The organism is Comamonas sp. C24C (assembly GCF_053345995.1).
Genome location: NZ_JBKFBC010000001.1, coordinates 407,096 through 430,693, shown reverse-complemented (window position 1 = coordinate 430,693; position 23,598 = coordinate 407,096). Strand labels below are relative to the sequence as shown.

19 protein-coding genes and 2 tRNA genes are annotated in these 23,598 nt (G+C 63.1%); 15 read left to right on the top strand and 6 right to left on the bottom strand.

Translation table 11 applies throughout. From position 1 onward, the window contains the following. Nucleotides 1-41 precede the first annotated feature (41 nt). Together ACLBXN_RS01940 and recJ are read left to right on the top strand one after the other, a co-directional pair. Nucleotides 42-1,013 (top strand): phosphoglycerate mutase, encoded by a 972-nt coding sequence (locus ACLBXN_RS01940; protein WP_447610955.1) that lies wholly within the window; start codon nt 42-44, stop codon nt 1,011-1,013. Then, nucleotides 1,010-2,749, top strand: a complete 1,740-nt coding sequence (gene recJ / locus ACLBXN_RS01935; RefSeq protein WP_211457667.1) for a single-stranded-DNA-specific exonuclease RecJ — start codon at nt 1,010-1,012, stop codon at nt 2,747-2,749. Before ACLBXN_RS01940 ends, recJ begins: the two co-directional genes overlap by 4 nt. A gap of 106 nt (nt 2,750-2,855) precedes the next feature. On the opposite strand, the gene ACLBXN_RS01930 is transcribed toward recJ, so the two are convergent. Beyond that, nucleotides 2,856-4,601, bottom strand: a complete 1,746-nt coding sequence (locus ACLBXN_RS01930; RefSeq protein ID WP_447610954.1) for a methyl-accepting chemotaxis protein — start codon at nt 4,599-4,601, stop codon at nt 2,856-2,858. A gap of 189 nt (nt 4,602-4,790) precedes the next feature. Between ACLBXN_RS01930 and ACLBXN_RS01925 the strand changes: the two genes are divergently transcribed. Genes ACLBXN_RS01925 through ACLBXN_RS01915 form a run of 3 tightly spaced genes read left to right on the top strand, consistent with a single transcriptional unit; the run spans nt 4,791 to nt 6,650 of the window. Then, nucleotides 4,791-5,654 carry a 3',5'-nucleoside bisphosphate phosphatase gene (locus ACLBXN_RS01925; RefSeq protein WP_343676096.1) on the top strand — a complete coding sequence of 288 codons (864 nt, stop codon included), beginning with the start codon at nt 4,791-4,793 and terminating at the stop codon, nt 5,652-5,654. Nucleotides 5,655-5,671: 17 nt separating this feature from the next. Next, nucleotides 5,672-6,316 carry an L-threonylcarbamoyladenylate synthase gene (locus ACLBXN_RS01920; RefSeq protein ID WP_447610953.1) on the top strand — a complete coding sequence of 215 codons (645 nt, stop codon included), beginning with the start codon at nt 5,672-5,674 and terminating at the stop codon, nt 6,314-6,316. Nucleotides 6,317-6,326: 10 nt separating this feature from the next. Further along, the gene (locus ACLBXN_RS01915; RefSeq protein WP_447610952.1) at nt 6,327-6,650 is read left to right on the top strand and encodes a hypothetical protein; all 324 of its coding nucleotides are present in this window, start codon (nt 6,327-6,329) and stop codon (nt 6,648-6,650) included. Nucleotide 6,651: 1 nt separating this feature from the next. Here ACLBXN_RS01915 and ACLBXN_RS01910 read toward each other — a convergent pair whose 3' ends face one another. Continuing rightward, on the bottom strand, nt 6,652-7,908 hold the full coding sequence (locus ACLBXN_RS01910; protein WP_447610951.1) for a methyl-accepting chemotaxis protein: 1,257 nt from the start codon (nt 7,906-7,908) through the stop codon (nt 6,652-6,654). A 225-nt stretch (nt 7,909-8,133) separates the two neighbouring features. Here ACLBXN_RS01910 and ACLBXN_RS01905 point away from each other — a divergent pair, with 225 nt between their 5' ends. From ACLBXN_RS01905 to ACLBXN_RS01885, 5 genes are all read left to right on the top strand, one after another. Next, nucleotides 8,134-8,802 (top strand): site-2 protease family protein, encoded by a 669-nt coding sequence (locus ACLBXN_RS01905; RefSeq protein ID WP_343676091.1) that lies wholly within the window; start codon nt 8,134-8,136, stop codon nt 8,800-8,802. 42 nt (nt 8,803-8,844) lie between these two features. After that, entirely contained in the window at nt 8,845-10,146 is a 1,302-nt protein-coding gene (locus ACLBXN_RS01900) for a tryptophan--tRNA ligase (protein WP_447610949.1), read from the top strand. Between the two features lie 78 nt (nt 10,147-10,224). After that, a complete protein-coding gene (locus tag ACLBXN_RS01895; RefSeq protein WP_447610948.1) occupies nt 10,225-10,935 on the top strand; it encodes a response regulator transcription factor in 711 nt (236 codons plus the stop codon). A 74-nt stretch (nt 10,936-11,009) separates the two neighbouring features. Next, complete coding sequence (locus ACLBXN_RS01890) at nt 11,010-12,716, top strand: FecR family protein (protein ID WP_447611191.1); 1,707 nt, start codon at nt 11,010-11,012, stop codon at nt 12,714-12,716. 116 nt (nt 12,717-12,832) lie between these two features. After that, nucleotides 12,833-15,199 carry a CHASE2 domain-containing protein gene (locus ACLBXN_RS01885; RefSeq protein WP_447610947.1) on the top strand — a complete coding sequence of 789 codons (2,367 nt, stop codon included), beginning with the start codon at nt 12,833-12,835 and terminating at the stop codon, nt 15,197-15,199. Between the two features lie 80 nt (nt 15,200-15,279). Here ACLBXN_RS01885 and ACLBXN_RS01880 read toward each other — a convergent pair. From ACLBXN_RS01880 to hrcA, 4 genes are all read right to left on the bottom strand, one after another. Continuing rightward, nucleotides 15,280-15,356: transfer RNA gene (locus ACLBXN_RS01880), tRNA-Arg, on the bottom strand. A gap of 189 nt (nt 15,357-15,545) precedes the next feature. Next, nucleotides 15,546-15,848 carry a hypothetical protein gene (locus ACLBXN_RS01875; protein ID WP_447610946.1) on the bottom strand — a complete coding sequence of 101 codons (303 nt, stop codon included), beginning with the start codon at nt 15,846-15,848 and terminating at the stop codon, nt 15,546-15,548. An 815-nt stretch (nt 15,849-16,663) separates the two neighbouring features. Further along, nucleotides 16,664-16,740 (bottom strand) — tRNA-Ile (locus ACLBXN_RS01870). A 52-nt stretch (nt 16,741-16,792) separates the two neighbouring features. After that, nucleotides 16,793-17,800, bottom strand: a complete 1,008-nt coding sequence (hrcA, locus tag ACLBXN_RS01865; RefSeq protein WP_043003449.1) for a heat-inducible transcriptional repressor HrcA — start codon at nt 17,798-17,800, stop codon at nt 16,793-16,795. 29 nt (nt 17,801-17,829) lie between these two features. On the opposite strand from hrcA, the gene ACLBXN_RS01860 reads away from it, so the two are divergent. Genes ACLBXN_RS01860 through creC form a run of 5 tightly spaced genes read left to right on the top strand, consistent with a single transcriptional unit; the run spans nt 17,830 to nt 23,590 of the window. Continuing rightward, entirely contained in the window at nt 17,830-18,729 is a 900-nt protein-coding gene (locus ACLBXN_RS01860) for an NAD kinase (RefSeq protein ID WP_003058424.1), read from the top strand. Between the two features lie 2 nt (nt 18,730-18,731). Continuing rightward, nucleotides 18,732-20,489, top strand: coding sequence for a DNA repair protein RecN (recN, locus tag ACLBXN_RS01855; RefSeq protein WP_447610945.1), 1,758 nt, complete (start codon nt 18,732-18,734; stop codon nt 20,487-20,489). 4 nt (nt 20,490-20,493) lie between these two features. Beyond that, on the top strand, nt 20,494-21,417 hold the full coding sequence (gene rapZ, locus ACLBXN_RS01850; protein WP_447610944.1) for an RNase adapter RapZ: 924 nt from the start codon (nt 20,494-20,496) through the stop codon (nt 21,415-21,417). A gap of 29 nt (nt 21,418-21,446) precedes the next feature. Then, entirely contained in the window at nt 21,447-22,130 is a 684-nt protein-coding gene (locus ACLBXN_RS01845; RefSeq protein WP_343676533.1) for a winged helix-turn-helix domain-containing protein, read from the top strand. A 5-nt stretch (nt 22,131-22,135) separates the two neighbouring features. Continuing rightward, nucleotides 22,136-23,590 (top strand): two-component system sensor histidine kinase CreC, encoded by a 1,455-nt coding sequence (gene creC / locus ACLBXN_RS01840; RefSeq protein ID WP_447610943.1) that lies wholly within the window; start codon nt 22,136-22,138, stop codon nt 23,588-23,590. Nucleotides 23,591-23,598: the final 8 nt, after the last annotated feature.

Below are 23,598 nucleotides of genomic sequence, written 5' to 3'. Positions count from 1 at the left end.
GCACCATGCCCAGGCGGCGGCCATGCCCGACAATAGCGCCCATGTCTTTGACCGCGCCTTTGCTGCCTGCCGCCCAAGCCCTGGGCACAGGCGCCTCTGAAATCATTGTTGCCTATGCCAGCGGCCCTGCCGACATTCCCCAGGCATGGGACGGTTTGCAACTCCCTCACCTGCAGGCCTTGCTAGCAACGCTGACGCCGACCTCGCTGGTGCAGGGCGACGAGATGGACTTCTCTCCTCCGCATGAGCGCGCCCTGGCCCGTGGCATGCAGCTGCCCGATACACCCGGGCTGATTCCCTGGGCTGCGCTGGCGGCTGGAGACAGCAGCCAGGCCTGCGCCTTCATCACGCCCTGCCACTGGCATATCACGCCGGACCAGGTCCATCAGACCGACCCGGCCGGCGCGCCACTGGACGAAGACGAATCCCGCCAGTTGCTGGCGCTGATCGCACCCTGGTTCAGCGACGACGGCATCACTCTGGAATATCTGCGCGCTGACCTCTGGCTGGCACGAGGCGCGGCCTTCAAGGGTCTGGCCACCGCCTCGATGGACCGCGCGCTGGGCCGTGACGTGCGCCCCTGGATGCCCGACCCGATTCAGGGAGCCATCATTCAGCGTCTGCAGACCGAGCTGCAGATGCTGCTCTACACCCATGTCTTCAACGATCGACGTGCCGAACGCGGCCTGCCGCCCATCAACTCCTTCTGGGTGCATGGCACGGGAGACCTTGCCAGCCTGCCTGCGGCGAACTCCCGGACCGTGTGCGTGGATGATCTGCGCCACACTGCGCTGCAAGGCAATGTGCAAGGCTGGCAAAAGGCCTGGCAGGCACTGGACAGCAGCCTGATCGCCGAGCTGCAGCAGCGGGCTGCCCGCGGAGAACCGGTCAAGCTCACGCTCTGCGGCGAGCGCAATGCCGTTCAATGGCAAAGCCAGCCACGCGGCCTGATGGACCGGATCAAGAGTGTTTTTGGCACGAAACGCTTGCCTGATCTGCGGGAAATGCTATGAAGATAATTCCCCGATCCATCCCCAACGACAGTGTCTCTGTACTGCTGCAGGCCAAGATTCATCCCTTGCTGGCCCAGCTCTATGCAGCGCGAGGCGTCTGCTCGGCCGACGAGCTGGACGATGCGCCGGCCCTGCTGCTGCCGCCCTCGGGCCTGCGCGGCATCGATGCTGCCGTGCAACTGCTGGCCGATGCCATAGCCGCGCAAAAGCGCCTGTGCATCGTCGCCGACTACGACTGCGATGGCGCAACCGCCTGCGCCGTGGGCCTGCGCGGCCTGCGCATGCTGGGCGCGGCCCATGCCGACTACCTCGTGCCCGACCGTGTGGTCGACGGCTACGGCCTGACCGCACCCATCTCGCGCCGCGTCAAGGAGACCGGTGCCGATATGCTGATTACCGTGGACAACGGCATTGCCAGCGTGGAAGGTGTGGCCGTGGCCAAGGAGCTGGGCATGTCGGTCGTGGTGACCGACCACCATCTGCCGGGCGACCACCTGCCGCCAGCGGACGCCATCGTCAACCCCAACCAGCCTGGCTGCGAGTTCGCCAGCAAGTCCATGGCTGGCGTGGGCGTCATGTTCTATGTGCTGCTGGCCCTGCGCACCGAGCTGCGCAACCGCGGCCGCTTTGATCGCCACAACCAGCCCAGGCTGGAGCAATTGCTGCCCCTGGTTGCGCTGGGCACTGTGGCCGATGTGGTCAAACTCGACGCCAACAACCGCCGCCTGGTGGCGCTGGGCCTCAAGCAGATTCGCAAAGGCAGCATGCAGCCCGGCATACGCGCGCTGTTCGAGGCATCGGGCCGCCGCTTTGACATGGCCTCCACCATCGACTTCGGTTTTGCCCTGGGACCACGCATCAATGCCGCCGGTCGTCTTGCCGACATGACCATAGGCATCGAGTGCCTGACTACGGAAGATGTCAGCCGCGCCGACAATCTGGCACGCATGCTGGACAGCATCAACCGCGAGCGCCGCGAGATCGAAGTCAGCATGCGCGAGCACGCCCTGCTTATGGCCGAAGGCCTGTGCGAGGACGGCATGACGCCGCCACCGGCCATCAGCGTGTTCGACCCCGACTTTCACGAAGGCGTGGTCGGTGTGGTGGCCTCGCGCATCAAGGACAAGCTGCACCGCCCCACATTTGTCTTTGCAGCCAGCGGCGCTCCGGGCAAGGAGCATGAGCTCAAGGGCTCGGGCCGCTCCATTCCAGGCTTTCATCTGCGCGATGCGCTGGACCTCGTCAGCAAGCGCCACCCCGGTCTGATACTGCGTTTTGGCGGCCACGCCATGGCAGCAGGCTGCACCATCACGGAAGCGCACTTTGACGAGTTCGAAAAGGCTTTTGCCCAGGTCGCCCGGGAATGGCTGGATGCTGCCACGCTGACACGCAGGCTGGAGACCGACGGGCCGCTTTCGCCCCAGTGGCTGGACACCGGCCTGATCGAACAAATGCAGCTGGCCGTCTGGGGTCAGGGCTTTGCCGCGCCGACTTTCAGCGAAGAGCTGGAAATCACCTCGCAGCGCCTAGTTGGCGAAAAGCATCTGAAGCTGGAGCTGCTGCACCATGGCTCCAAGATCGACGGCATCTGGTTCAACCACACCGACCCGCTGCCCGCGCGCACCACCCTGGCCTATCGCCTGGACATCAACGAATGGCGCGGCGAACGCAAGGTGCAGTTTCTCGTGGAAGCCGCGCAGGACTTCGAGGGCGGTGCCGGCAACATGGGCTTCTGATCTCACCAGCTATGCCACGCGGCCTGCTTGCTGGTCCCCGGTCTCTTGGCTACGTCAAGTAAGCATCAGCCTTAAAAACATGGGCCCTTCTCGGGCCCATGTTTATTTAGAACGTTTCCCAGTCCCCATCGTCGGAGTCCGCAGCAGGCTTAGCCTTGCTGGCGCTCAGTGCCGAAGGAGCCGGGCCGGCGGGCGCTTTCTTGATCGCAGGCCGAGCTGCAACGGCAGTCTGCTTTACCGGGGCCATGGCCGGCATGGCGCGGCTGGCCGGGCGCTGGGGTGCTGCCGCCTTGGCATAGCCGGCCTCATGGCCAAGCTTGAAGACGGACACCACCTCCGCCAGGCGGCGCGCCTGCTCCTGCATGGACAGCGCCGCCGCGCTGGACTCCTCCACCAGCGCCGCGTTCTGCTGCGTCATCTGGTCTAGGTTGCTCACTGCCTGATTGACCTGGTTGATGCCGTCGCGCTGCTCGGTGGACGAGGCCGTGATCTCGCCGATCAGGTCGCTGACGCGGCGCACGCTGGCCACGATCTCGCTCATGCTCTGTCCCGCCAGCTCCACCTGCTGCGAGCCCGACTGCACGTTGTCCACGCTGGTGGTGATGAGCTGCTTGATCTCCTTGGCGGCTTCGGCACTGCGCTGCGCCAGGCTGCGCACCTCGCCAGCTACCACCGCAAAGCCACGGCCCTGCTCACCGGCTCGTGCCGCTTCCACGGCCGCATTCAGGGCCAGGATATTGGTCTGGAAGGCAATGGAGTCGATCACGCCGATGATGTCGGCAATCTTGCGGCTGCTGTCGGTGATCTGGCCCATGCTCTGCACCACCTGCTGCACCACCCGACCGCCTTGCTCGGCGGCCTGGGCAGCGGTCGAGGCCAGCTGATTGGCCTGACGTGCCGTGTCGGCAGACTGGGTGACGGTGGCCGTCAGCTCTTCCATGCTGGCTGCGGTTTCCTCGAGATTGGCCGCCGTCTGCTCGGTGCGTGCCGACAGATCCTGGTTGCCCGTGGCAATCTGGCCCGAGGCCGAAGAGACGGACTCCACACCCGAACGCACCTGGCCGACGACGGAGCGCAGACGCTCGGCCATGGCGTTCAGGGACTTGAGCAGCAGGCCCAGTTCGTCATGACGGTCATTGCGCACGGTCGCCGTCAAATCGCCGGCAGCGATGGAGTCGGCCAGAGCGACCGCCTCATTCAAGGGAGCGATGATCGAGCGCAGGATCAGAGCCGCCATCGCCAGACCGAGCAGAACGATCAGGCCGCAGACCAGACCGATAGCCACATAGGCCTGAGACTGGCGTGCTTCGCCATCGGCAACCGCACGCTGGCTGCGTTGCTCCTGCAACTGCACAAACTTGCGCTGCGCATCCACGTAGACCTTGGCGTTGGGACGCAGCTGCTTTTCAACCAGATCGAAGGCCGCCGCAAAGTCATTGTCCTTGCGCGCGGCCTGGACGGCGGCATTGCTTTCCAGCGTCGCGCGCCTGCGCTCGGCGACTTCATCCAGCACCTTGCGCGATTCCTCGTCGGTGACCAGTTCGTTGAGCTTTTTCTGCAGCTCGGTGATATGCGCAATCCCGTCGCTCATCAGCTTGCGCTGCTGCTCCACCAGATTCTCTTCGGAAGAGATCGCTGCAACGATGGAGCGGTCCACGCTTTGCTCGGTCAGGTGGCGCCACTCGCTGGCAATGTTGGCAGCCATTCGGGTGCGTGTGGCCTCCTTGGAGATGCTCACATAGACGCGATCCAGATAGATCAGGCTGCCTGCCGACACCAGCAGCAAGCCTGCCAGCAAGCCGATCACCAAAGCCCACAGCTTTTGTGACACCGAGAACTGATTCAATTTCATTTTTTATCCATCTCAATAAATCAAGCAATACCGTGGCAGCCGTAACGCTTTCTGAGTCTCACAAGCGCTGCAGCCAATCCTTCTTCGGCATACGGGCGGCATATTTGAGCTTTGTTACAAGCGGCCACCGCAAGCATGCTCGCGCGATGACCCAGGTCATGATCGCCTGCAGCGGCCTACAATGAAGCCGTGCCAAAAACCTATCTCAACGCCGATCTGCACTGTCACTCCGTCGTCTCCGACGGCACCTTGACGCCCGAGCAACTGGCTCTGCGTGCTGCCGAGCGCGGAGTGGAGTTGTGGGCGCTGACCGACCACGACGAGGTCGGCGGCCAGCATCGCGCGGCAGCAGCCGCCAGATCAGCGGGACTGGACTATCTGACAGGCACGGAAATTTCCGTCAGCTTCTCGGGCAGCAGCGTGCACATCGTGGGCCTTGGCTTTGACGCCGACAATGCCGCGCTGACGCAAGGCCTCTACGACACGCGCCACGGCCGCGGCCCGCGCGCCCGCGAAATGGCCAGGCAGCTGGAACTGGCCGGCATTCCGGGGGCCTATGAAGGCGCGCTGCGCCACGCAGGCAACCCCGAGCTGATCTCGCGCACCCACTTTGCCCGCTTTCTCGTGGAGACCGGGGTCTGCGCCGACACCTATGAGGTCTTCAAACGCTATCTGACCGAAGGCAAGCCCGGCTATGTCGCCCATGTCTGGGCGAATCTGCACGACGCCGTGCGCTGGATCGTGGATGCCGGCGGCGTGGCCGTGATTGCGCATCCAGCGCGTTACGACCTGAGTCACAACGAGGAATATGCGCTGTTTTCCAAGTTCAAGGAGCTCGGCGGCCAGGGCGTGGAAGTTGTCACAGGCAGCCACCGCCCGCATGAATATGCAAGCTACGCCGATCTGGCTGTGGAATTCGGGCTGGCCGCCTCGCGCGGCAGCGACTTTCACAGCCCCGACGAATCGCAGATAGACCTGGGACAGCTGCCCTATCTGCCCAGCCAGCTCACCCCCGTCTGGGAACTGCTGGAGGACCGCATACAGCGCGCATAAAAACAGAGAGAAGCCGCATGACCACCGTTTTTGAAGTCTATCCAGAGAACCCGCAGCCGCGCATCATCAAGCAGGCAGCGGACATGCTGCGCAAGGGCGCCATTCTTGCCGTTCCCACCGACTCCAGCTATGCCCTGGTCTGCCATCTGGACGACAAGAACGCCGTGGATCGCATGCGCCGCATCCGGCAGATCAACGACAAGCACCACCTGACGCTGCTGTGCCGCGATCTGTCCGAGCTGGCCAACTATGCCCGCGTGGACAACCGCCAGTACCGCCTGCTCAAGCTGGCCACGCCAGGCCCCTACACCTTTATCCTTGAAGCCAGCAAGGAAGTGCCCAAGCGCCTGAGCCACCCCTCGCGCAAGACCATAGGCCTGCGCGTGCCGGATCGCAAGGGCCTGCAACTGCTGCTGGAAGAACTGGGCGAGCCCTTGCTGGCCACCACCTTGATCGCGCCCGGCGAGACCGAGCCACTCAATGATGCCGACTCCATCCTGGAGCGCTTTCCGCATGAGCTGGATGCCGTGGTCGACTCCGGTGCCTGCCCGCAGCAACCCACCACGGTGCTGGACCTCACGCCCATGGCCTCGAACAATCCGCCCGTCGTGGTGCGCCAGGGCATGGGCGGCCTCAAGGACATCGGCCTGCAGCCCGAATAAGCACCGCCTCATGCAGAAAAGGCAGCCGCCGCAAGACTTTGTTCAGCGCCACTGGCCCAGGCTCATCGGCTTTCTCGGCACCTACTCGGTAATGGTGATGCTGCTGTTCTGGCAGGCATCTCTGTCATGGCTGATCTATGCCCTGGCCACCCTCTGGACGGCGTGGGCGATCCTGGCCTATGGCAAAGGCCAGTCATTCCATGTATCTCCAGGGCTGTCGGCGCAGGCGGATGATTCCATGCTGCGCCGCAGAGCCCTGCTGGCAACGGCCATCTGCCTGCACTGTGGCTTCACGGCCCTGGCCGTCTACGGCCGTCTGCGCGCTTTGTCCTGAATCAGAACTCTTCGTAGGCCAGCTCTGGTGCACGAGCTGGCTGAGCCTGAGCCGCCGCAGCCCGGCGCGGCGCCGGCATGGCCGCAGGCGCCAGACCCGGTGCCTCATCATCATCGAGCTTGAAGGCACCCACGGCCTGCTGCAGATCCTGCGTGCGCGCATTGAGCGCCGCTGCGGCCTGCGTGGCCTGCATGACCAGGGCTGCGTTTTCCTGATTGGTGCTGTCCATATGGGCCACAGCCGTGTTCACATGGGCAATGCCCTCGCTTTGCTGCTGCAGCGCGCCCGAGATTTCACTCAGCAGCCCGGTGACCTGGCCCACGGACTGCATGATTTCCTTCATGGTGCTGCCGGCCTGCCCCACCAGGCCCGAGCCGCTTTCGACCTGCGTCACGCTGGCCGTGATCAGTTCCTTGATCTGCTTGGCCGCTTCGGCACTGCGCTGCGCCAGCGAGCGCACCTCGCTGGCCACCACGGCGAAGCCACGTCCCTGCTCGCCGGCGCGGGCCGCTTCCACGGCCGCATTGAGCGCCAGGATATTGGTCTGAAAGGCAATGCCTTCAATCACCTGAATGATGTCCACAATCTTGCGCGAGCTGCTGCTGATGGCGTCCATGGTGTGAACCACCTGATCCACCACATCACCGCCGCGCCCGGCCGTGGCCGAAGCAGTGACGGCCAGAGAGCTGGCCGAATGGGCACGCTCGGCATTCTGGCGCACGGTGACGGTGAGCTGCTCCATACTGGCGGCGGTTTCGGTCAGTGCGCTGACCTGCTGCTCGGTGCGGCTGGAAAGGTTGGTGTTGCCGGCATCGATCTCGTAGGCCGACACCGCCAGCGAGTCGGTGGACTGCTTGATACGGCCCACCAGCTCGGTCAGCGTGTCTTCCATGGTGCTCAGCGCAGTCAGCAAGCGCCCGAACTCGCCTTCGGCATTGGAAGAGAACTCCTTGCTCAGATCGCCTGCGGCCACGGTCTCGGCAATCAGGATGGCCTCCTGCAAGGGCGCCACGATGCGGCGGCGCAGGCTGACCCAGGACCAGGCGCAGGAAATGCAGACCCAGCCCCCCAGTGCCAGCAGCCACCAGCGCGAGCGTTCCACCTCGGCCATCAGGCTCTGAGACTGCTGCACCGTCAGCGAGCCCGCCTTGAGCACCTCCAGCACATCGGACATTGCTGACCAGGCAATTCCCATCAAAGCCAGCACAAAAACACTGATGCTGACAAACGCGATCACCAGTCGCTTGCTTACCGTCATATCGATCCCCTTGCCCTGTCCTGCCGAACGCCGTGTTATGTATTGATGTCGTCAAACCGCACAAACCTGCTCCGACATGCAAGCCGTGCCCGGGAATTTGTGCGAGTTGCATTTTGCTACATCTGGTTTACCACACAACTATGTGCAACCCGTATTTCTGCAAGCACCCACGGCTTGTCCCGACACAACACAGCAGCTTGACGCGACGTCTGAGACAATCAGCGCGTGGAACCCACCGAACTCATACAAACCGTCCTGATCTACGCACTGCCCGTGCTGTTCGCCATCACCATTCATGAGGCGGCGCACGGCTATGCTGCGCGTCACTTTGGCGACAACACCGCAGCCATGATGGGGCGCATCACGCTCAACCCCATCAAGCATATCGACCCCATCGGCACCATCTTGATGCCGCTGCTGCTGTATTTCGCAACCTCGGGCGCATTTCTTTTCGGCTACGCCAAGCCCGTACCCGTGCGCTTCGACCAACTGCGTCACCCCAAGCGCGACATGATCTGGGTCGCGCTGGCCGGTCCTGCCTCCAATTTCGTGCAGGCCGTGTTCTGGGGCCTGCTGCTGATCGTGCTGGTCGGCACGGGTCTGCAGGAGCGCTTTTTCCTGGAGATGTGCCGCGCCGGCATCCTGGTCAATCTGGTGATGTGGGCCTTCAACCTGTTTCCGCTGCCACCTCTGGACGGCGGCCGCATCCTGGTCGGCCTGCTGCCCTGGAAGCAGGCTCAAGTGCTGGCCCGCGTCGAGCCCTATGGCTTCTTCATCGTCATGGCATTGGTGATCGCCGGCGTGGTCGGCAGCTTCTGGCTGCGTCCGCTGATGAGCCTGGGCTACTCGGCCATCGATCTGATCCTCTACCCCTTCATGGCCTTGCTGCGCTGAACCCAGCGCCTGGTCTGCTACTGATATCTGTTGTTGATCCCTATGAGCACCACCCGTTTTCTGACCGGCATCACCCCCAGCGGTACCCCGCACCTGGGCAACTACGCAGGCATGATGCGCCCGGCCATCGAAGCCAGCCGCGACAAGAACGTGGAGAACTTCTACTTTCTGGCCGACTACCACGCCCTCATCAAGTGCCAGGACCCCGAGCGCGTGCAGCGTTCGACCATCGAGATCGCCGCCAGCTGGCTGGCCGCGGGCCTGAACCCCGAGCATGTGACCTTCTATCGCCAGTCGGACATCCCCGAGATTCCGGAGCTGACCTGGTTTCTGACCTGCGTGACCGGCAAGGGTCTGCTCAACCGCGCCCATGCCTACAAGGCGGCAGTCGACAAGAACAATGCATCCGGCACCGAACCTGACGACGGCGTGACCGCCGGTCTCTTCATGTACCCCGTGCTCATGGGTGCCGACATCCTGATCTTCAATGCCAACAAGGTCCCCGTGGGCCGCGACCAGGTCCAGCATCTGGAGATGGCGCGCGATATGGCGTCCAGCTTCAACCACATCTACGGCAGCGAGTACTTCACCCTGCCCGAAGCCGTGGTGGAAGAGTCTGTTGCCACCCTGCCCGGCCTTGACGGTCGCAAGATGAGCAAGAGCTACAACAACACGATTCCGCTGTTCGCACCACGCGAGCAGCTCAGGAAGCTCATCAACAGCATCACCACCGACTCGCGCGCTCCCGGCGAAGCCAAGGAAGTCGAAGGCTCGGCCCTGTTCCAGATCTACCAGGGCTTTGCCAGCGAAGAGGAAAGTGCCGCACTGCGCCAGCAATATGCCGAAGGCATTGCCTGGGGCGATGCCAAACAGATCCTGTTCGAGCGCATCGACCGAGAAATCGCCCCCATGCGCGAGCGCTACGAGTATCTGATTGCCCATCCCGCCGAGCTGGAAGAGATTCTTCAGGCCGGCGCGGTCAAGGCCCGCAAGCTGGCGACTCCTTTGCTGCAGCAGCTGCGCGCCGCCGTAGGCATTCGCAATCTGGCACAGGCCAGCAAGGCCAAGGCCAAGGTTGCCAAGACGGCGCTGCCCCAGTTCAAGCAGTATCGCGAGACGGACGGCCAGTTCTACTTCAAGCTGGTGGCTGCTGACGGCCAGCTGCTGCTGCAAAGCCTCGGCTTTGCAGCGCCCAAGGAAGCGGGCCAGAGCATTGCCCAGCTGCAACGCGAAGGCGCGACGGCGCTGGCCGGCCTCAAGCCGCGCCTGCAGACGCTGGCCGACGTCAGCGACGACCAGGTGATCCAGGCTCTGGAACAACTGCGTGAGGCCGCCGAGCAATAGCTCCTCACCCCTATGGGACGCTGCCTCTGCACTCACGAGGCAGCGCGGATTTAATCCTTCGCACTAAAGGAACGACCGATGCGCATTGCTGCCCTGGATGACGATCCACTACAACTGGAACTGTTGCAACAAGTCGCGACGGAAGCTGGGCACAGCTGTCACTCTTACCTCAAGGGGGCTGCCCTTCAGCAGGCCCTGCGTCGTGAAAGCTTCGATCTGCTGCTTGTCGACTGGGAACTGCCCGATAGCAGCGGGCCGGACATCGTGCGCTGGGTGCGCGAGCAGATCAGCAAGGAAGTACCGATCATCTTCGTGACCCACCGCAGCGAAGAGGCCGACATCGTCGAAGGCCTGGCCAGCGGCGCCGATGACTTCATGATCAAGCCCATCCGCGCGGGCGAGCTGCGCGCACGCATCGCCGCTCTGCTGCGCCGCGCCTATCCGCTGACGGCACAAAGCGTGCTTGACTTCGGCCCCTACCGCTTTCTCACCACCACCAACGGCATAGAGCTGGAAGGCAAGCCCGTGGAGGTCACGCACCGTGAATACACGCTGGCGCTGACGCTGTTCCAGAACCAGGGCCGGCTGCTCTCGCGCGATCATCTGCGCGAGGTCGTCTGGGGGCATAACGCCGAGGTGCAATCGCGCTCGCTGGACACCCATGTCTCGCGCCTGCGCAATCTGCTGAATCTGCGCGCTGGCCAGCCCTATGCCATCTCGGCCGTTTATGGCTATGGTTACCGCCTCGATGCCCCCGAAACTGCGGAGCCTGCAACCCCGGCTGCTTGAGTTCGAGCTGCCCCTTCACCTCTGATCCTGAAATGCCTGATTTACGTCCCACCCTCCGCTCTGCCCGCACCCCTTTGCCCATGCTGGGCGCTGGCATGCTGTGGATGGCGTTCGGGGGAATGACGGCGACAGGTGTCGCCCATGCCCAGATCACGCCGCGCGGCAACGATGCCATAGCCCACCGCGTGGTGAGCGGAGATACGCTGGAGGTGCTGGCGGCCCGCTATCTGGGCGACCACAAGCGCTGGACTGCGCTGCAAAGCCATAACAAGGTACTGGACCCGCTGCGTCTGCGCCCCGGCTCGGTGCTGGAAATTCCCACCCGTCTGCTGCGCGCGGCGATGGCCTCGGTGGAGTTTGTGCAGGGCGATGTGCAAAGCACGCGCCCGCTCGACCATCTCGCCGACTCGGCCAAGGCGCCGGCCCAGCCCGTGCGAAAAGGCCAGTTGCTGCAGGAAGGCGATTCGCTCCAGGTTCCCGCCAACGCATTTGTCTCCGTGCGCCTGGCCGATGGCTCTCTGGTGCGCGTGCAGTCGGAATCCGATGTCGAGCTGCGCCAGATGCGCCGCAAAGGCCGTGCCGGCAACCTGCAGTCCGTGATTGATCTGCGCGAGGGCGCTATCGAAGCCAACGTGCCCAAGCAAGCCAATGGCGAGCGCCGTTTCGAGGTACGCACCCAGGCAGCGTCGACCAGTGTGCGCGGCACCCGGTTTCTGGTGTGGAGCGACGAGCAGGGCCGCACGACTGCTGCCGTCGACGAAGGCTCGGTCGCCGTGCATACGGGCCAGCCCTCGGAACTGCTCAAGCCCGGTCAAGGCCTGTCCGTGTCCGTCGACGGCCAGCTCGGCAAGCCCACGGCCATGCTGGCAGCTCCCGATATCGCGGCCTGGCCCTCCTTGATCGAAGACGCCAGCTGGGTCAGCCTACCCCTGCCCGCGATGGCAGGTGCCGTGCGCTATCAGGTGCTGCTGGCCCAGGACAAGGATTTGACGCAAATCGTGCGCGGCGGCCTGTTCAGCCAGTCACCGGCACGCCTGACGGGTGTGGAAGACGGCACCTATACCGCTGCGATTCGCGCCATCGATGCCAATGGCATTCCCGGCAAGCCCAGCCTGCAGGCGCTGCGCGTGAAGGCCCATCCGGTGCCCCCGCTCTATGAATCGCCAGCGCCCGACGCCACCGTTGGACAGGGCCAGCACGGTCTGAAGTGCACCCAGGTGGCCGAAGCCTCGGCCTACCGTATCCAGGTCATCGCTGCGAACGGCAACTTTGCCCAGCCCCTGATCGACGCCGGCGAACTCAAGGACTGCGCCCTGCCCGCCGAGGCGCTGGCCAAACTGCCCGTCGGCGAATATCAGTGGCGCGTGGGCAGCATCCGCACGCTGGGCAACGGCCAGTCGGATGCGGGCCCATTCGCCGCCCCGCAAAAGATGAAGCTGGCCCTGGCCCCGCAATCGCCCGAGCTGCAGATCGGCGGCGCGCCCGGCGAGGGCAGCAGCCTGATTCACTGGGCAGGCGAAGAGGGCCAGCGCTACCGCATCGTGGTGGCCAGCGATGCCGGTTTTGCCGCGCCCCTGGTCGATACCTGGGTGACCCAGCCGCAGTGGAGCACGCAGGAACTGGCCCCCGGCACCTACTATCTGCAGATGCAGGTCGAGGATGCCAACGGTCTGCGCAGCAACCTCTCTGCCGCGCGTCAATTCCAGACCGGCAGCTGGGTGACCTCGTCCGAAGGACAGGCGCTGACTTCCGGCGATGGCCTGCGTCTGATGCGTCAATAAAAACAATAGCTCCCAGCGCTTGAATTTCATGAAATTCCATAGGATTCATGCCTCAAATTCATATCTACCAGGCGCTAGTAGCTATGGTTTGATGAGCGCCAAACCAGGCCATGCCCATGGTTGAAGCTTCCATCCCGCGCAAAAGCCGATTGCAGAATCTGCGCCTGAGCTGGCTGCTGCTCAGCGCCTTCCTGCTCGGCCTGACCTGGTGGCTCAGCGGCCCGGGCCAGCTACCGCGCATCAACGGCATTCTTCAGGACACCTCGGTCTGGCTGCACCAGCGTCCGGCCTCGCCCGAGGTCGTCATCGTGGCCATCGACGATGACAGCATCGACAGCATAGGCCGCTGGCCCTGGCGCCGCGCGCTGCACGCGGCCTTGCTGGATCGCATCGCGCAGGGCCAGCCTCGCGCCATCGGCATGGATGTGGTCTTCAGCGAAGAAGACCTCGACTACCCCGGCGACGATCTGCTGCTGCAGCAGGCACTGAAAAAAAGCGGCAATGTGGTGCTGCCCGTCACACGCGCCGCGCAGAACGGCGCCACCGCTCCGCTGAAGGGCCTTGCCGGCGAAGCTGCCGCACTGGGCCACACCCAGATGCCGATGGATGCCGACGGGGTGGTGCGGCGCTTTTACGCACAGGAAGGCACGCCCGCCCAGCCCTGGTGGCATATGGCACTGAGCCTGCACTGCGTGGGCCAGAACGCCGGGCCCTGCCCGCCACCTGCCCAGTCGCCAGCCGGCCCGGCGGCGGGCGACTCCTGGCAGAAACGGGAGCCCCGCTTCATCGCCTTTGCCCAGGCGGCGCAAGACCGCCAGAAAAGCCTGGGTTCGCCGTTCACCACCTACTCCTATATCGACGTCCTGCGAGGCGACATTCCAGCAGCCGCCTTTCGCGGCAAATACGTGCTGATTGGAGCGACCGCGGCTGGTCTCGGCGAAAAATTCACCGCCCCCATCGGCCTGGATGCACGCCTGATCTCCAATGTGGAAATGCTGGGCCATGTGCTCAACGGCATATTGCAGGGCACGCACCTGGAGACGGCATCTGCCCTGCTCAACCGCAGCCTCAATCTGCTGCCCGTGCTGCTGGGCCTGCTGGCCCTTGCCTGGTTCGGACCCTCTGGCGGGCTGATGTCCAGCATCCTGCTGGCCTTGCTCAGTCTGCTGATTGCCGGCCTGGCACCGCGCTGGGGCCATATCCAGACAGAACCCGCAGCAGCGCTGCTGAGTCTGGCACTTGCCTACCCGCTGTGGAGCTGGCTGCGCCTTCGCGCCGCGACACGCTTTCTGGCGCTGGAGCTGCGCGATCTGCAGGACCAGGGGCTGCCGACTGCCAGCCGCAGCGCTCTCAAGGGAGATGCCCTGGATCAGCGCATCTCGGCCGTGGAGCAGGCCTCGCGCCAGCTGCGCTCCCTGCATCACTTCGTGAGCGAAAGCCTGCGCCAGCTGCCATCCGCCACCTTTGTCTGCGGCCGCAACGGACTGGTGCTGCTGGCCAATACCGCAGCCCACCGCTATATCGAAAGCCTGGGCCTCAACCTGCAGCAAGGCGACGACCTGGTCTTGCTGCTGGCCGAACTCCACCACGCCGCCAGTGACGAGGAACGCGCTGCCAAAGCGCCCGGCGCCAACACCCCCCTGCTGAACCGCAGCGCCATGCAAAATGCCACTCTGCCGCGTCAAAGCGAGGGGCGCGACTCCCAGGGCCGCCATCTTATGCTGCTGAGCCAGACCTTCGAGGCACCGCCCACCTCTGGCTGGCTCATCACCCTGGTCGATATCAGCGACCTGCGCAGCGCACAGGCCCAGCGCGACCAGGCCATGCAGTTCATCTCCCACGATATCCGCGCGCCCATCGGCTCCATCATCACCTTGCTGGAGATGCAGCGTACGGGCAAGCGCATCGAGTCGGAGGAGGCCCTCTTCGCCCGCATAGAGGGCTACGCCCAGTCGTCGCTGCAACTGGCGGACGACTTTGTGCATCTGGCCAGAGCCCAGCGACAGCAATACCGCAGCGAGATTGTGGACCTGGGCCTGCTGGCGGATCAAGCCGTCTCGGACTGCTGGGCCCAGGCCAGCCAGCAGAACATGCAACTGGTGTTCGAGCTGCCGGATGCCGAAGCCTGCGTGCACGGCGACCCGGGCCTGCTGCACCGCGCCGTCATCAACTTGCTGACCAACGCCATCAAGTACGGCAAGCCGCAGGATACAGATGCAGGCGCGGTGGTCGACATCCGCATCGTCGAGCAGGGCAGCCAATGGGGCATTGCCGTGCACGATCACGGCCCGGGCATGGATGAGGAGTCACTGGCCAGACTCAGCCAGCCCTTCGAACGTCTGCATCAGCACCAGCGCATGGACGGCGTGGGCCTGGGCCTGGCCTTCACGCGCACCGTGGCACAGCGCCACGGCGGCAGTCTGCAGATCAGCAGCCAGCCCGGCCAGGGCAGCACCTTCAGCCTGCTGATCCCCAAGGCCTGAGAGCGACTGAAAACCGAGCGGCCTCAGGCCCGGAAACGAAAAAACCTCAGAACTTTGCAGTTCTGAGGTTTGACGTTTTTTGGTGCGGCTGGCAGGAATCGAACCCACGACCCCTTGGTTCGTAGCCAAGTACTCTATCCAGCTGAGCTACAGCCGCAACAGGGTTGTATTCTAGCAGCGCAAAAACGCCCGCCAGATCAAACCTGGCAATTTTTTCACACCCGACAAAGAAAAAAGCCTGCCATCGATGAAGACGGCAGGCTTTCATGCTGCTTGCCAGGGCGTGGCGGACTTGAGCCGACGACCAAAGGATCATGAACCCTGTCAACCCAACGGATCGGTTTGACTACCGATATTCCAGTGTCACCACTCGGCTCGGATGCATGGTGCCCACCTCGGAAGTTGCAGCCATCGGCGAATCTGACACGCTTACCTTGACCATGTGTTCGGTTGCAGGAGCAAGCTTACCTTCGCGGGTGAAGCAACTGGCTTGAGGTTTGGTGGGCGCTGCGGCGCCGAACTCTGTGACCTTGCAGTGCGTGGGTTCCACAATCGAGCCAACGAATCGGATGGTTCCACTGGCTGCTTGAGTCATAGATGGAACACACAGTTGAAGCGCAATAGCAATTACTGGCAGGCATATTTTCATGACCATTCCACTTTCTGAGATCGTTGAAGAAAAGGCTCTTCCCATTTGTTAACGACCAATAATTCGCATACTTGAGTTTTCTGCGCTAAGGGAAGCCACCATGGCGCACCTGCCGGTTTATTCCACGATGTTCATGGGCATCACGGATAGGTTCTGAGTGGACGCTGCGTTCCTTGCGACGTCGAAGCGGATACCGATATCTCAGCGAAGGACTGTCACTGCGTACTCGAGGCAACGGCCGGCGCACGTCCACTTTTGTTGAGGACCTGTGCCGCTTTGCGCTGACTAAAGTCCCTCCGTGCGCTCTGAGCCAGCCAGAAGCAGCGCATGAGGAACAGGCCGAGCTCAATCGGTCATCGCGACAGCTTCAACAACCATGAAGTTGATCGACAAAGGCTGCCAGCAAACAGCTCAACGAAGCCGCTCACGAAGCAGCAAACGATTTGAGGCCAATGCACGAAATCGAGTTGCCAATGCTCCGGCCCTGTCTGCAGGAAGTGAGACCTAGGCGCGGGACCCGGCTTGAGGCTGGCTCAGACTTAGCCAAACCGCTTCTGTGCTTGGGAAGGAACAGGCTTGTACCTTGGTGACCTGGCTGATGAAGAGAGCAATGTCCGGCTGCTGGTCCTTCAAGCACAACGCGCGTGACTGTCAGTTCTTGCACGCCTCTGACGGATAACAAAAAACGAGAGCAGGCAGTGCCATCAAGCCGCTAGAAAGTACAAAACCATGTACTACTGGATGCATATGGAATGCATCAACAGATAAAGAAAAAGCCCGCTATTTTTTAGATAGCAGGCTTTCCTTATGTAGATTGGTAGGGCGTGGCGGACTTGAACCGACGACCAAAGGATTATGAGTCCTCTGCTCTAACCAACTGAGCTAACGCCCCAACACTGACAACAGCCGTGGCTGCCACCAGAAAAACTTCGCCATTGTAGGGCCTAACGCTTGTGACTCAGAGCATTGCTCACCAGTTTGGATGTGATATCGACAATCTGGATCATCTTGTCGTAGTGCATGCGCGTGGGGCCGATCACCCCCAGGGTGCCTACCACCTTGCCATCAAGCTCATAGGGAGCGCTCACTACGGACAAATCTTCAAACGGCACGGTCTGGCTCTCGCCACCGATATAGATGCGCACGCCATCGGCCTGATTGGAGAAGTCCAGCAGCCTGAGAATCTGCGTTTTCTGCTCGAACAGGTCGAAAGCGCGGCGCAGATTGCCCATGTCGCTGGAAAAATCGCTCACCGACAGCAGATTGCGCTCGCCGGCGATCACCACATCCTCGCGATCGTGGTGGCTCATGACTTCGGCACCTACATTCACCGCCGCCTGCATGAGGCTGGCAACCTGGCCCCGCAATTGCTCCACCTCGGTTTGGAGACGCGCGCGCACCTCCTCCATTGTCAAACCGGCGTAATGGTGATTGAGGAAATTCGAGGCTTCTATCAGTTGCGAGGACTCGTAATCCACATCCGTGAAGATCACGCGGTTTTGCACATCGCCTTCGGGCGAGACGATGATGACCAGAAAGCGCCGCTCCGACAGGCGCACGAACTCGATATGCTTGAAGACGGAGCTGCGACGCGGCACCATGACCACGCCCACGAACTGGGAGAGGTTGGACAGCAGGTTGGCCGCATTGGCGATCACCTTCTGCGGCTGTTCGGGGATCAGGCCGGGCGTTACAAGATCGGAGCGGTCCACGGTCAGCATGGTGTCGACAAACAGGCGATATCCCCTGGCTGTCGGCACGCGGCCTGCCGATGTGTGAGGGCTGATGATCAGACCCATCTCTTCCAGGTCGGCCATCACGTTGCGTATGGTGGCAGGCGACAATTCAAGCCCGGATGCACGTGAAAGAGTGCGCGAGCCGACTGGTTGACCGTCAGCGATGTAACGCTCGATCAGCGCTTTGAGCAATAACTTGGCACGTTCGTCGAGCATGATTTCATTTTAATGATGTAATTTCCCAGATGACATCCACGTTCCACCATATTGCCCTGATCGGCAAGTACCACACACCGGCAGCAGGGGTTCCCTCCGATGCGGCCAGCGAAGCACTGCAACGGATTGCCGGTTATGTGCGCAGCATGGGTTGTGAGGTGATTCTGGATACCCAGTCGGCCATCTACGCGGGCCTGCCCGATTACCCGAGCATGGACGTGGACGGCCTGGGCAAGCATTGCGACCTCGGCCTGGTGGTGGGCGGCGACGGCACCATGTTGGGCGTGTGCCGCCATCTGGCGCGCTATGGCACGCCGCTGGTCGGCATCAACCAGGGCCGCCTCGGGTTTGTCACCGACATTGCCCTGGATGAATTCGAAGCCTCCATCACGCCCATCCTGCAGGGCGAATACGAGGAAGACGAACGCACGCTGATGAATGCTCGCGTCATGCGCGACGGCCAGTGCGTGTTTGAAGCCCAGGCCATGAATGACGTGGTGGTCAACCGTGGCTCTACCTCGGGCATGGTGGAGCTACGCATCGAGGTCGGCGGCAGCTTTGTCTCCAACCAGCGCGCTGACGGCTTGATCGTGGCCACCCCCACGGGCTCTACCGCCTATGCGCTCTCGGCCGGCGGCCCCATGCTGCACCCCTCGATTCCGGCCTGGGTGATGGTGCCCATCGCGCCGCACAACCTCTCCAACCGCCCCATCGTGCTCTCCGACGCCCAGGAGGTGACTATCGAGGTGGTGGGCGGCCGTGGCGATGCCAGCGCGAACTTTGACATGCAGTCCCTGAAATCGCTGCAGCATGGCGATCGCATCCTGGTGACCCGCGCCGATCACAGCGTGCACTTTCTGCACCCCAAGGGCTGGAATTACTTCGACACCCTGCGCAAAAAGCTGGGCTGGAACGAGGGAGGCGTCTGACCATGGCCTTGAAGCGCATCGTCCTGCGGGACTTTGTGATTGTTCAGTCACTCGACCTGGACTGGCAGACCGGCTTCACGGTGCTGACCGGCGAAACCGGCGCCGGCAAATCCATCATGCTCGACGCCCTGCAACTGGTGCTGGGCGCACGCGCCGACGCACAGGTGGTGCGCGAAGGCTGTCCCCAAGCCGATATCTGCGCCGAGTTCGATTGCCCCCCTCACCTGCACGAATGGCTGGAAGAGTCGGGTTTTGCGCAAGAGCAGGATTTGCTGCTGCGCCGCGTCATAGACAGCCTGGGCCGCAGCCGCGCCTGGATCAATGGCTCGCCCGCCACGGCCACGCAGCTGCGCCATCTGGGCGATCAGCTGATCGACATTCATGGCCAGCATGCCTGGCAAAGCCTGACCCGCCCGGACGCGGCACGCGCCATGCTGGATACCTACGGCGGTATTGAAACCGCACAGCTCAAGTCGTTGTGGCAGGAATGGCGCCAGAGCCATCAGGCTCTGGAGCAGGCGCTTTCGGCCCAGGACAATCTGCAGCGCGAGCGAGAGCGACTGCAATGGCAGATATCCGAGCTGGACAAGCTGTCGCCGCGCGCCGAAGAGTGGGATGAGCTCAACGCCCAGCACACGCGCCTGTCGCACGCGCAGACCTTGATGGACTCGGCCCAGTCCTGCCTGCAGCTGCTGGAAGATGACGATGCGGGAGCGGCCACCCCATTGGGCAGGGCCCACCACCTGCTGCAGGATCAGGAGCACCTGGAGCCCGAGTTTCAGAGCATTGCCGACGTGCTCGGCTCCTGTGTGGCCCAGTTGCACGACGCCCGCCACTCGCTGCAGGCCTATCTGCGCCGCGCCGACCTGGACCCCGAGCTGCTGGCCGATCTCGACGAACGCCTGTCGCTGTGGATGCAGCTGGCGCGCCGCTACAAGCGCACGCCCGAAGAGTTGCCCGCCCTGCTCGAAGGCTGGAAGCAGGAGCTGCACCAGTTGGATGCCGCCGTCGATGTCGAGGGCCTGCGCGCCAAAGAGCAGGCTGCCCATCTCAAATATCAGGCCGAGGCGCGCAAAATTTCGCAGCAGCGCACCCTGGCTGCGCCGCGCCTGTCACGCGCCATCACCCAGTCCATGCAAAGTCTGGGTATGAAGGGCGGCCGTTTCGAAGTACAGCTGGAACATGCCGAAGCCGCCAGCCCGGCCGGCACGGACGGCATCACCTTTCTCGTGGCCGGCCATACCGGCGCCACGCCCAAGCCCGTGGCCAAGGTGGCATCAGGCGGCGAGCTGTCGCGCATCTCGCTGGCGATTGCCGTAACCACCAGCGAGCTGGGCCAGGCCGGAACCTTGATCTTTGACGAGGTGGACTCCGGCGTGGGCGGTGCCGTGGCCGAAACTGTGGGCCGCCTCATGCACTCTCTCGGCGGGTCGCGCCAGGTGCTGGCCGTCACCCACCTGCCCCAGGTCGCTGCCTACGCAGACCAGCATTACCGGGTGACCAAGCGCCCCAAGTCCAACACCACCATCAGCAGCGTGGACCCGCTGGCGGGCGAAGAGCGCGAGATGGAAATGGCCCGCATGCTGGGCGGCGAGCATCTGTCCGAAGCAACCATGGCCCATGCCAGAGAAATGCTGGCCATGGCAAGATTGCCTGCAAAGCAGGCCGCCAACAGCGCCCTGCGTTCGTCGGCCACCCCGGCCCGAAGTGCCAAGGCCAGCACGGCAGCCCGCAAGAGCGGCAAAGTCAGAGGAGTTTGAAATCATGTCCATGGAGATTGTTCTGATCAGCGGCATGTCCGGATCGGGCAAATCCGTTGCGCTGCACGCGCTGGAAGATGCTGGCTACTACTGCGTCGACAACCTGCCCCCGGAATTGCTGCAGTCCTTTGTGGAGCTCAAGCTCAACCATCAGGACGATAAAGTCGCCATTGCGATGGATGCACGCAGCGCCAAGGGCCTGCCCCAGCTGCCCGACCAGCTGCATCGACTGAAAAAGCAGGGGCTGATGCCACGCATGATCTTTCTCGACGCCGACAGCGGCACTCTGATCAGGCGTTTTTCGGAAACCCGCAGGCGCCACCCCCTGTCCCCCGGCTCCCTGACCAACGAGCGCCAGGCACTGGAGCTCGATATCGAAAAGGAGCGGGAGCTGCTGGGCCTGCTGCGCGACCGCTCCATCGTCATCGACACCGGGGACCTCAAGTCGGCTCAGCTGCAAAGCTATATCAAGCAGATCATCGAAGCACCGGCAGGACAGATGACGCTGATGTTCCAGTCCTTTGGATTCAAGCACAGCATGCCCATCGACTCGGACTATGTGTTTGACGTGCGCATGCTGCCCAACCCCTTCTACGACAAGGAACTGCGTGCCTTGACGGGCCTGGACAAGCCGGTTTCCGACTATCTGGGAGCCCTGCCCGAGGTGCAGCAGATGCAGCTGGACATACAGCAGTTCCTCGAACGTTGGCTGCCGCTGCTGGCCAGAGACCACCGCAGCTATGTCACCGTGGGCATAGGTTGCACGGGCGGGCAGCACCGCTCGGTCTTTCTCGTCGAAGCCCTTGCCCGGCATTTCGAGAAGCAGTGGCCCACCGTGCGCCGCCACCGCTCGCTGGATTTCCGCGACAAGTTCATCCAGGTCTCTCAACAATTTCTGGCCCCGGAAGCCGCCCACCCGATCAGCTGACCCGCATGCTCAGCCCTCAGACGTCAGCCATGCATGTGCTGCTGCTCGAAGACGACCCGGCCATTGCACGAACGGTTTGCTACGCTCTGGAGCGCGAGGGCATTGCCGTCACCCACAGCCTGCTGATCGCCGATGCGCGTCAGCAATGGAGCAAGACACCGTTTGACGTGCTTCTCATGGATGTGGGCCTGCCCGACGGCAACGGCCTGGACTGGTGCCGCGAGCTGCGCTCTGCCGGCTCCATTGTTCCTGTACTGGTGCTCAGTGCCAGAGGTGAGGAGATGGACAAGGTTCTGGGCCTGGAACTGGGCGCGGACGACTATCTGACCAAGCCCTTCAGCCCGCGCGAACTGCTGGCGCGCACCCGCGCCCTGCTGCGCCGCTCCAGGCAATTTCAGCCTGCAGCGCCCGCCCAGCTTACAAAGGCACTTCAAATAGATGAGCAAGGCCAACGGGCTCTGATCCACAGCAGGGCACTGGATCTGACCAGGCGCGAATATCAGCTGCTGCAAAGCCTTGTCAACGCAGCGGGCCGCATCCTGAGCCGCGACGCCTTGCTGGAGCAAATCTGGGGGCTGGACAGCGAGAGCACGGACCGCACGGTGGACACCCATATCAAGACCCTGCGCGCCAAGCTGCGCGAGCGCTTGCCCGATCAGGAGCTCATCGTCACCCACCGCGGTCTGGGCTATAGCCTGAACCAGCCCGGATAGCCGGTATGCGCCTGGGTCTGCGTCTCTTCTTTGCCTTCTTCCTGATCAACGGCCTGGCCGCCTTTTTCGTGCTGCGCGTCTTCATGGTGGAGATCAAGCCCAGCGTGCGCAAGGTGACCGAGGACACGCTGGTGGAGACCGCCTATGCGCTGGCCACGCTGGCCAGTGCCGACATGGAAAAAGGCCGGCTGCAAGCCGGTGCGGGCAGCGCCTTTGCCACCCAGCTGCAGGGCTACACGCAAAAGCCGATACAGGCCTGGATCTGGGACACACGCAAGACCACGCTGGATCTGCGCATCACCGTCACCGACGCCCGGGGCATGGTGCTGTTCGACTCCCAGGGCAAGGACCAGGGCGCCGACTACTCGCGCTGGCGCGATGTCTACCTGACGCTGCGCGGTGAATACGGCGCACGCACCACGCGAGCCGTCAAGGAGGACGAATCCAGCAGCGTCATGTATGTCTCGGCGCCCATCATGGTGGACGGCAAGATTGCCGGGGTGCTGACCGCCTCCAAGCCCTCCAGCTCGGTACAGAAAATCGTCGACAGCGCGGAGCAGAAGATTCTGCGCGGTGGCCTGCTGTTTGTGCTGCTGTCCGCCGCCGTGGGCTGCGCCGTGACCTGGTGGTTTGTGCTTCACGTGCGTCGGCTGCGCAACTATGCACAACAGGTGCAGGCCCCCACGCTCAACGAGTCTGCCCACCCCGCACAGGCCTCGGCTCCTGCGGCCATACCCGACATGCCCGGCGAGCTGGGCGAGCTGGCCCAGGCCATGGACAATATGCGCAAGCGCCTGGAAGGGCGCGACTATATCGAGGGCTATGTACGCGCCCTGACCCACGAACTCAAAAGCCCGGTGGCTGCCATACGCGGCGCAGGCGAGTTGCTGCAGGAAGAGCTGCCGCCCCAGGACCGGGCCATGTTTGCCATACAGGTGGTGGACCAGAGCCTGCGTCTGCAGAACCTGATCGACCAGTTGCTCCAGCTCAGCCGTCTCGAGCAGCGCCAGCAACTGGACACCCGCCATGGTTGCAGCCTGATGGAATGTGCCCTGCAAGCCATGAACTCCTTGCAAAGCCATACCGAGCAACGCGGCATTGCCATGCGCCTGAACGGCGTGGACAGCAGCGGCCCCTGGGAGGCTGGCCTGGTCACTCTGGCCATCAGCAATCTGCTGCAAAACGCCCTGGATTTCTCTGCAGAGAACAGCGTGATCGAGCTTGATCTGGCCCCGCACCGCATCACCGTCAGTGATCGGGGCCCGGGCGTGGCCGAGCCCTTGCTGGCCCGTCTGGGCGAGCGTTTCTTCACGACTCCCAGACCCAACGGAGAGCGCAGCGGCACCGGACTGGGCCTGTCCATCGTCACCCGCATCATGCATCTTCATGGCGGCAGCATGCAGGTGGCAAACCGACATCCCGGCCTTGCCGTGACGCTGGATTTCGCTCCCGAAAGCTAGGCAGCCAG

Excerpts from the sequence above, each read along its gene's own strand:
- recJ (WP_211457667.1), top strand. The coding sequence starts at position 1,010 with ATGAAGATAATTCCCCGATCCATCCCCAACGACAGTGTCTCTGTACTG.
- ACLBXN_RS01845 (WP_343676533.1), top strand. The coding sequence starts at position 21,447 with ATGCATGTGCTGCTGCTCGAAGACGACCCGGCCATTGCACGAACGGTT.
- ACLBXN_RS01895 (WP_447610948.1), top strand. The coding sequence starts at position 10,225 with ATGCGCATTGCTGCCCTGGATGACGATCCACTACAACTGGAACTGTTG.
- ACLBXN_RS01915 (WP_447610952.1), top strand. The coding sequence starts at position 6,327 with ATGCAGAAAAGGCAGCCGCCGCAAGACTTTGTTCAGCGCCACTGGCCC.
- ACLBXN_RS01875 (WP_447610946.1), bottom strand. The coding sequence starts at position 15,848 with ATGAAAATATGCCTGCCAGTAATTGCTATTGCGCTTCAACTGTGTGTT.
- ACLBXN_RS01900 (WP_447610949.1), top strand. The coding sequence starts at position 8,845 with ATGAGCACCACCCGTTTTCTGACCGGCATCACCCCCAGCGGTACCCCG.
- ACLBXN_RS01930 (WP_447610954.1), bottom strand. The coding sequence starts at position 4,601 with ATGAAATTGAATCAGTTCTCGGTGTCACAAAAGCTGTGGGCTTTGGTG.
- ACLBXN_RS01860 (WP_003058424.1), top strand. The coding sequence starts at position 17,830 with ATGACATCCACGTTCCACCATATTGCCCTGATCGGCAAGTACCACACA.
- ACLBXN_RS01885 (WP_447610947.1), top strand. The coding sequence starts at position 12,833 with ATGGTTGAAGCTTCCATCCCGCGCAAAAGCCGATTGCAGAATCTGCGC.
- rapZ (WP_447610944.1), top strand. The coding sequence starts at position 20,494 with ATGTCCATGGAGATTGTTCTGATCAGCGGCATGTCCGGATCGGGCAAA.
- hrcA (WP_043003449.1), bottom strand. The coding sequence starts at position 17,800 with ATGCTCGACGAACGTGCCAAGTTATTGCTCAAAGCGCTGATCGAGCGT.
- ACLBXN_RS01940 (WP_447610955.1), top strand. The coding sequence starts at position 42 with ATGTCTTTGACCGCGCCTTTGCTGCCTGCCGCCCAAGCCCTGGGCACA.
- recN (WP_447610945.1), top strand. The coding sequence starts at position 18,732 with ATGGCCTTGAAGCGCATCGTCCTGCGGGACTTTGTGATTGTTCAGTCA.
- ACLBXN_RS01910 (WP_447610951.1), bottom strand. The coding sequence starts at position 7,908 with ATGACGGTAAGCAAGCGACTGGTGATCGCGTTTGTCAGCATCAGTGTT.
- creC (WP_447610943.1), top strand. The coding sequence starts at position 22,136 with ATGCGCCTGGGTCTGCGTCTCTTCTTTGCCTTCTTCCTGATCAACGGC.
- ACLBXN_RS01920 (WP_447610953.1), top strand. The coding sequence starts at position 5,672 with ATGACCACCGTTTTTGAAGTCTATCCAGAGAACCCGCAGCCGCGCATC.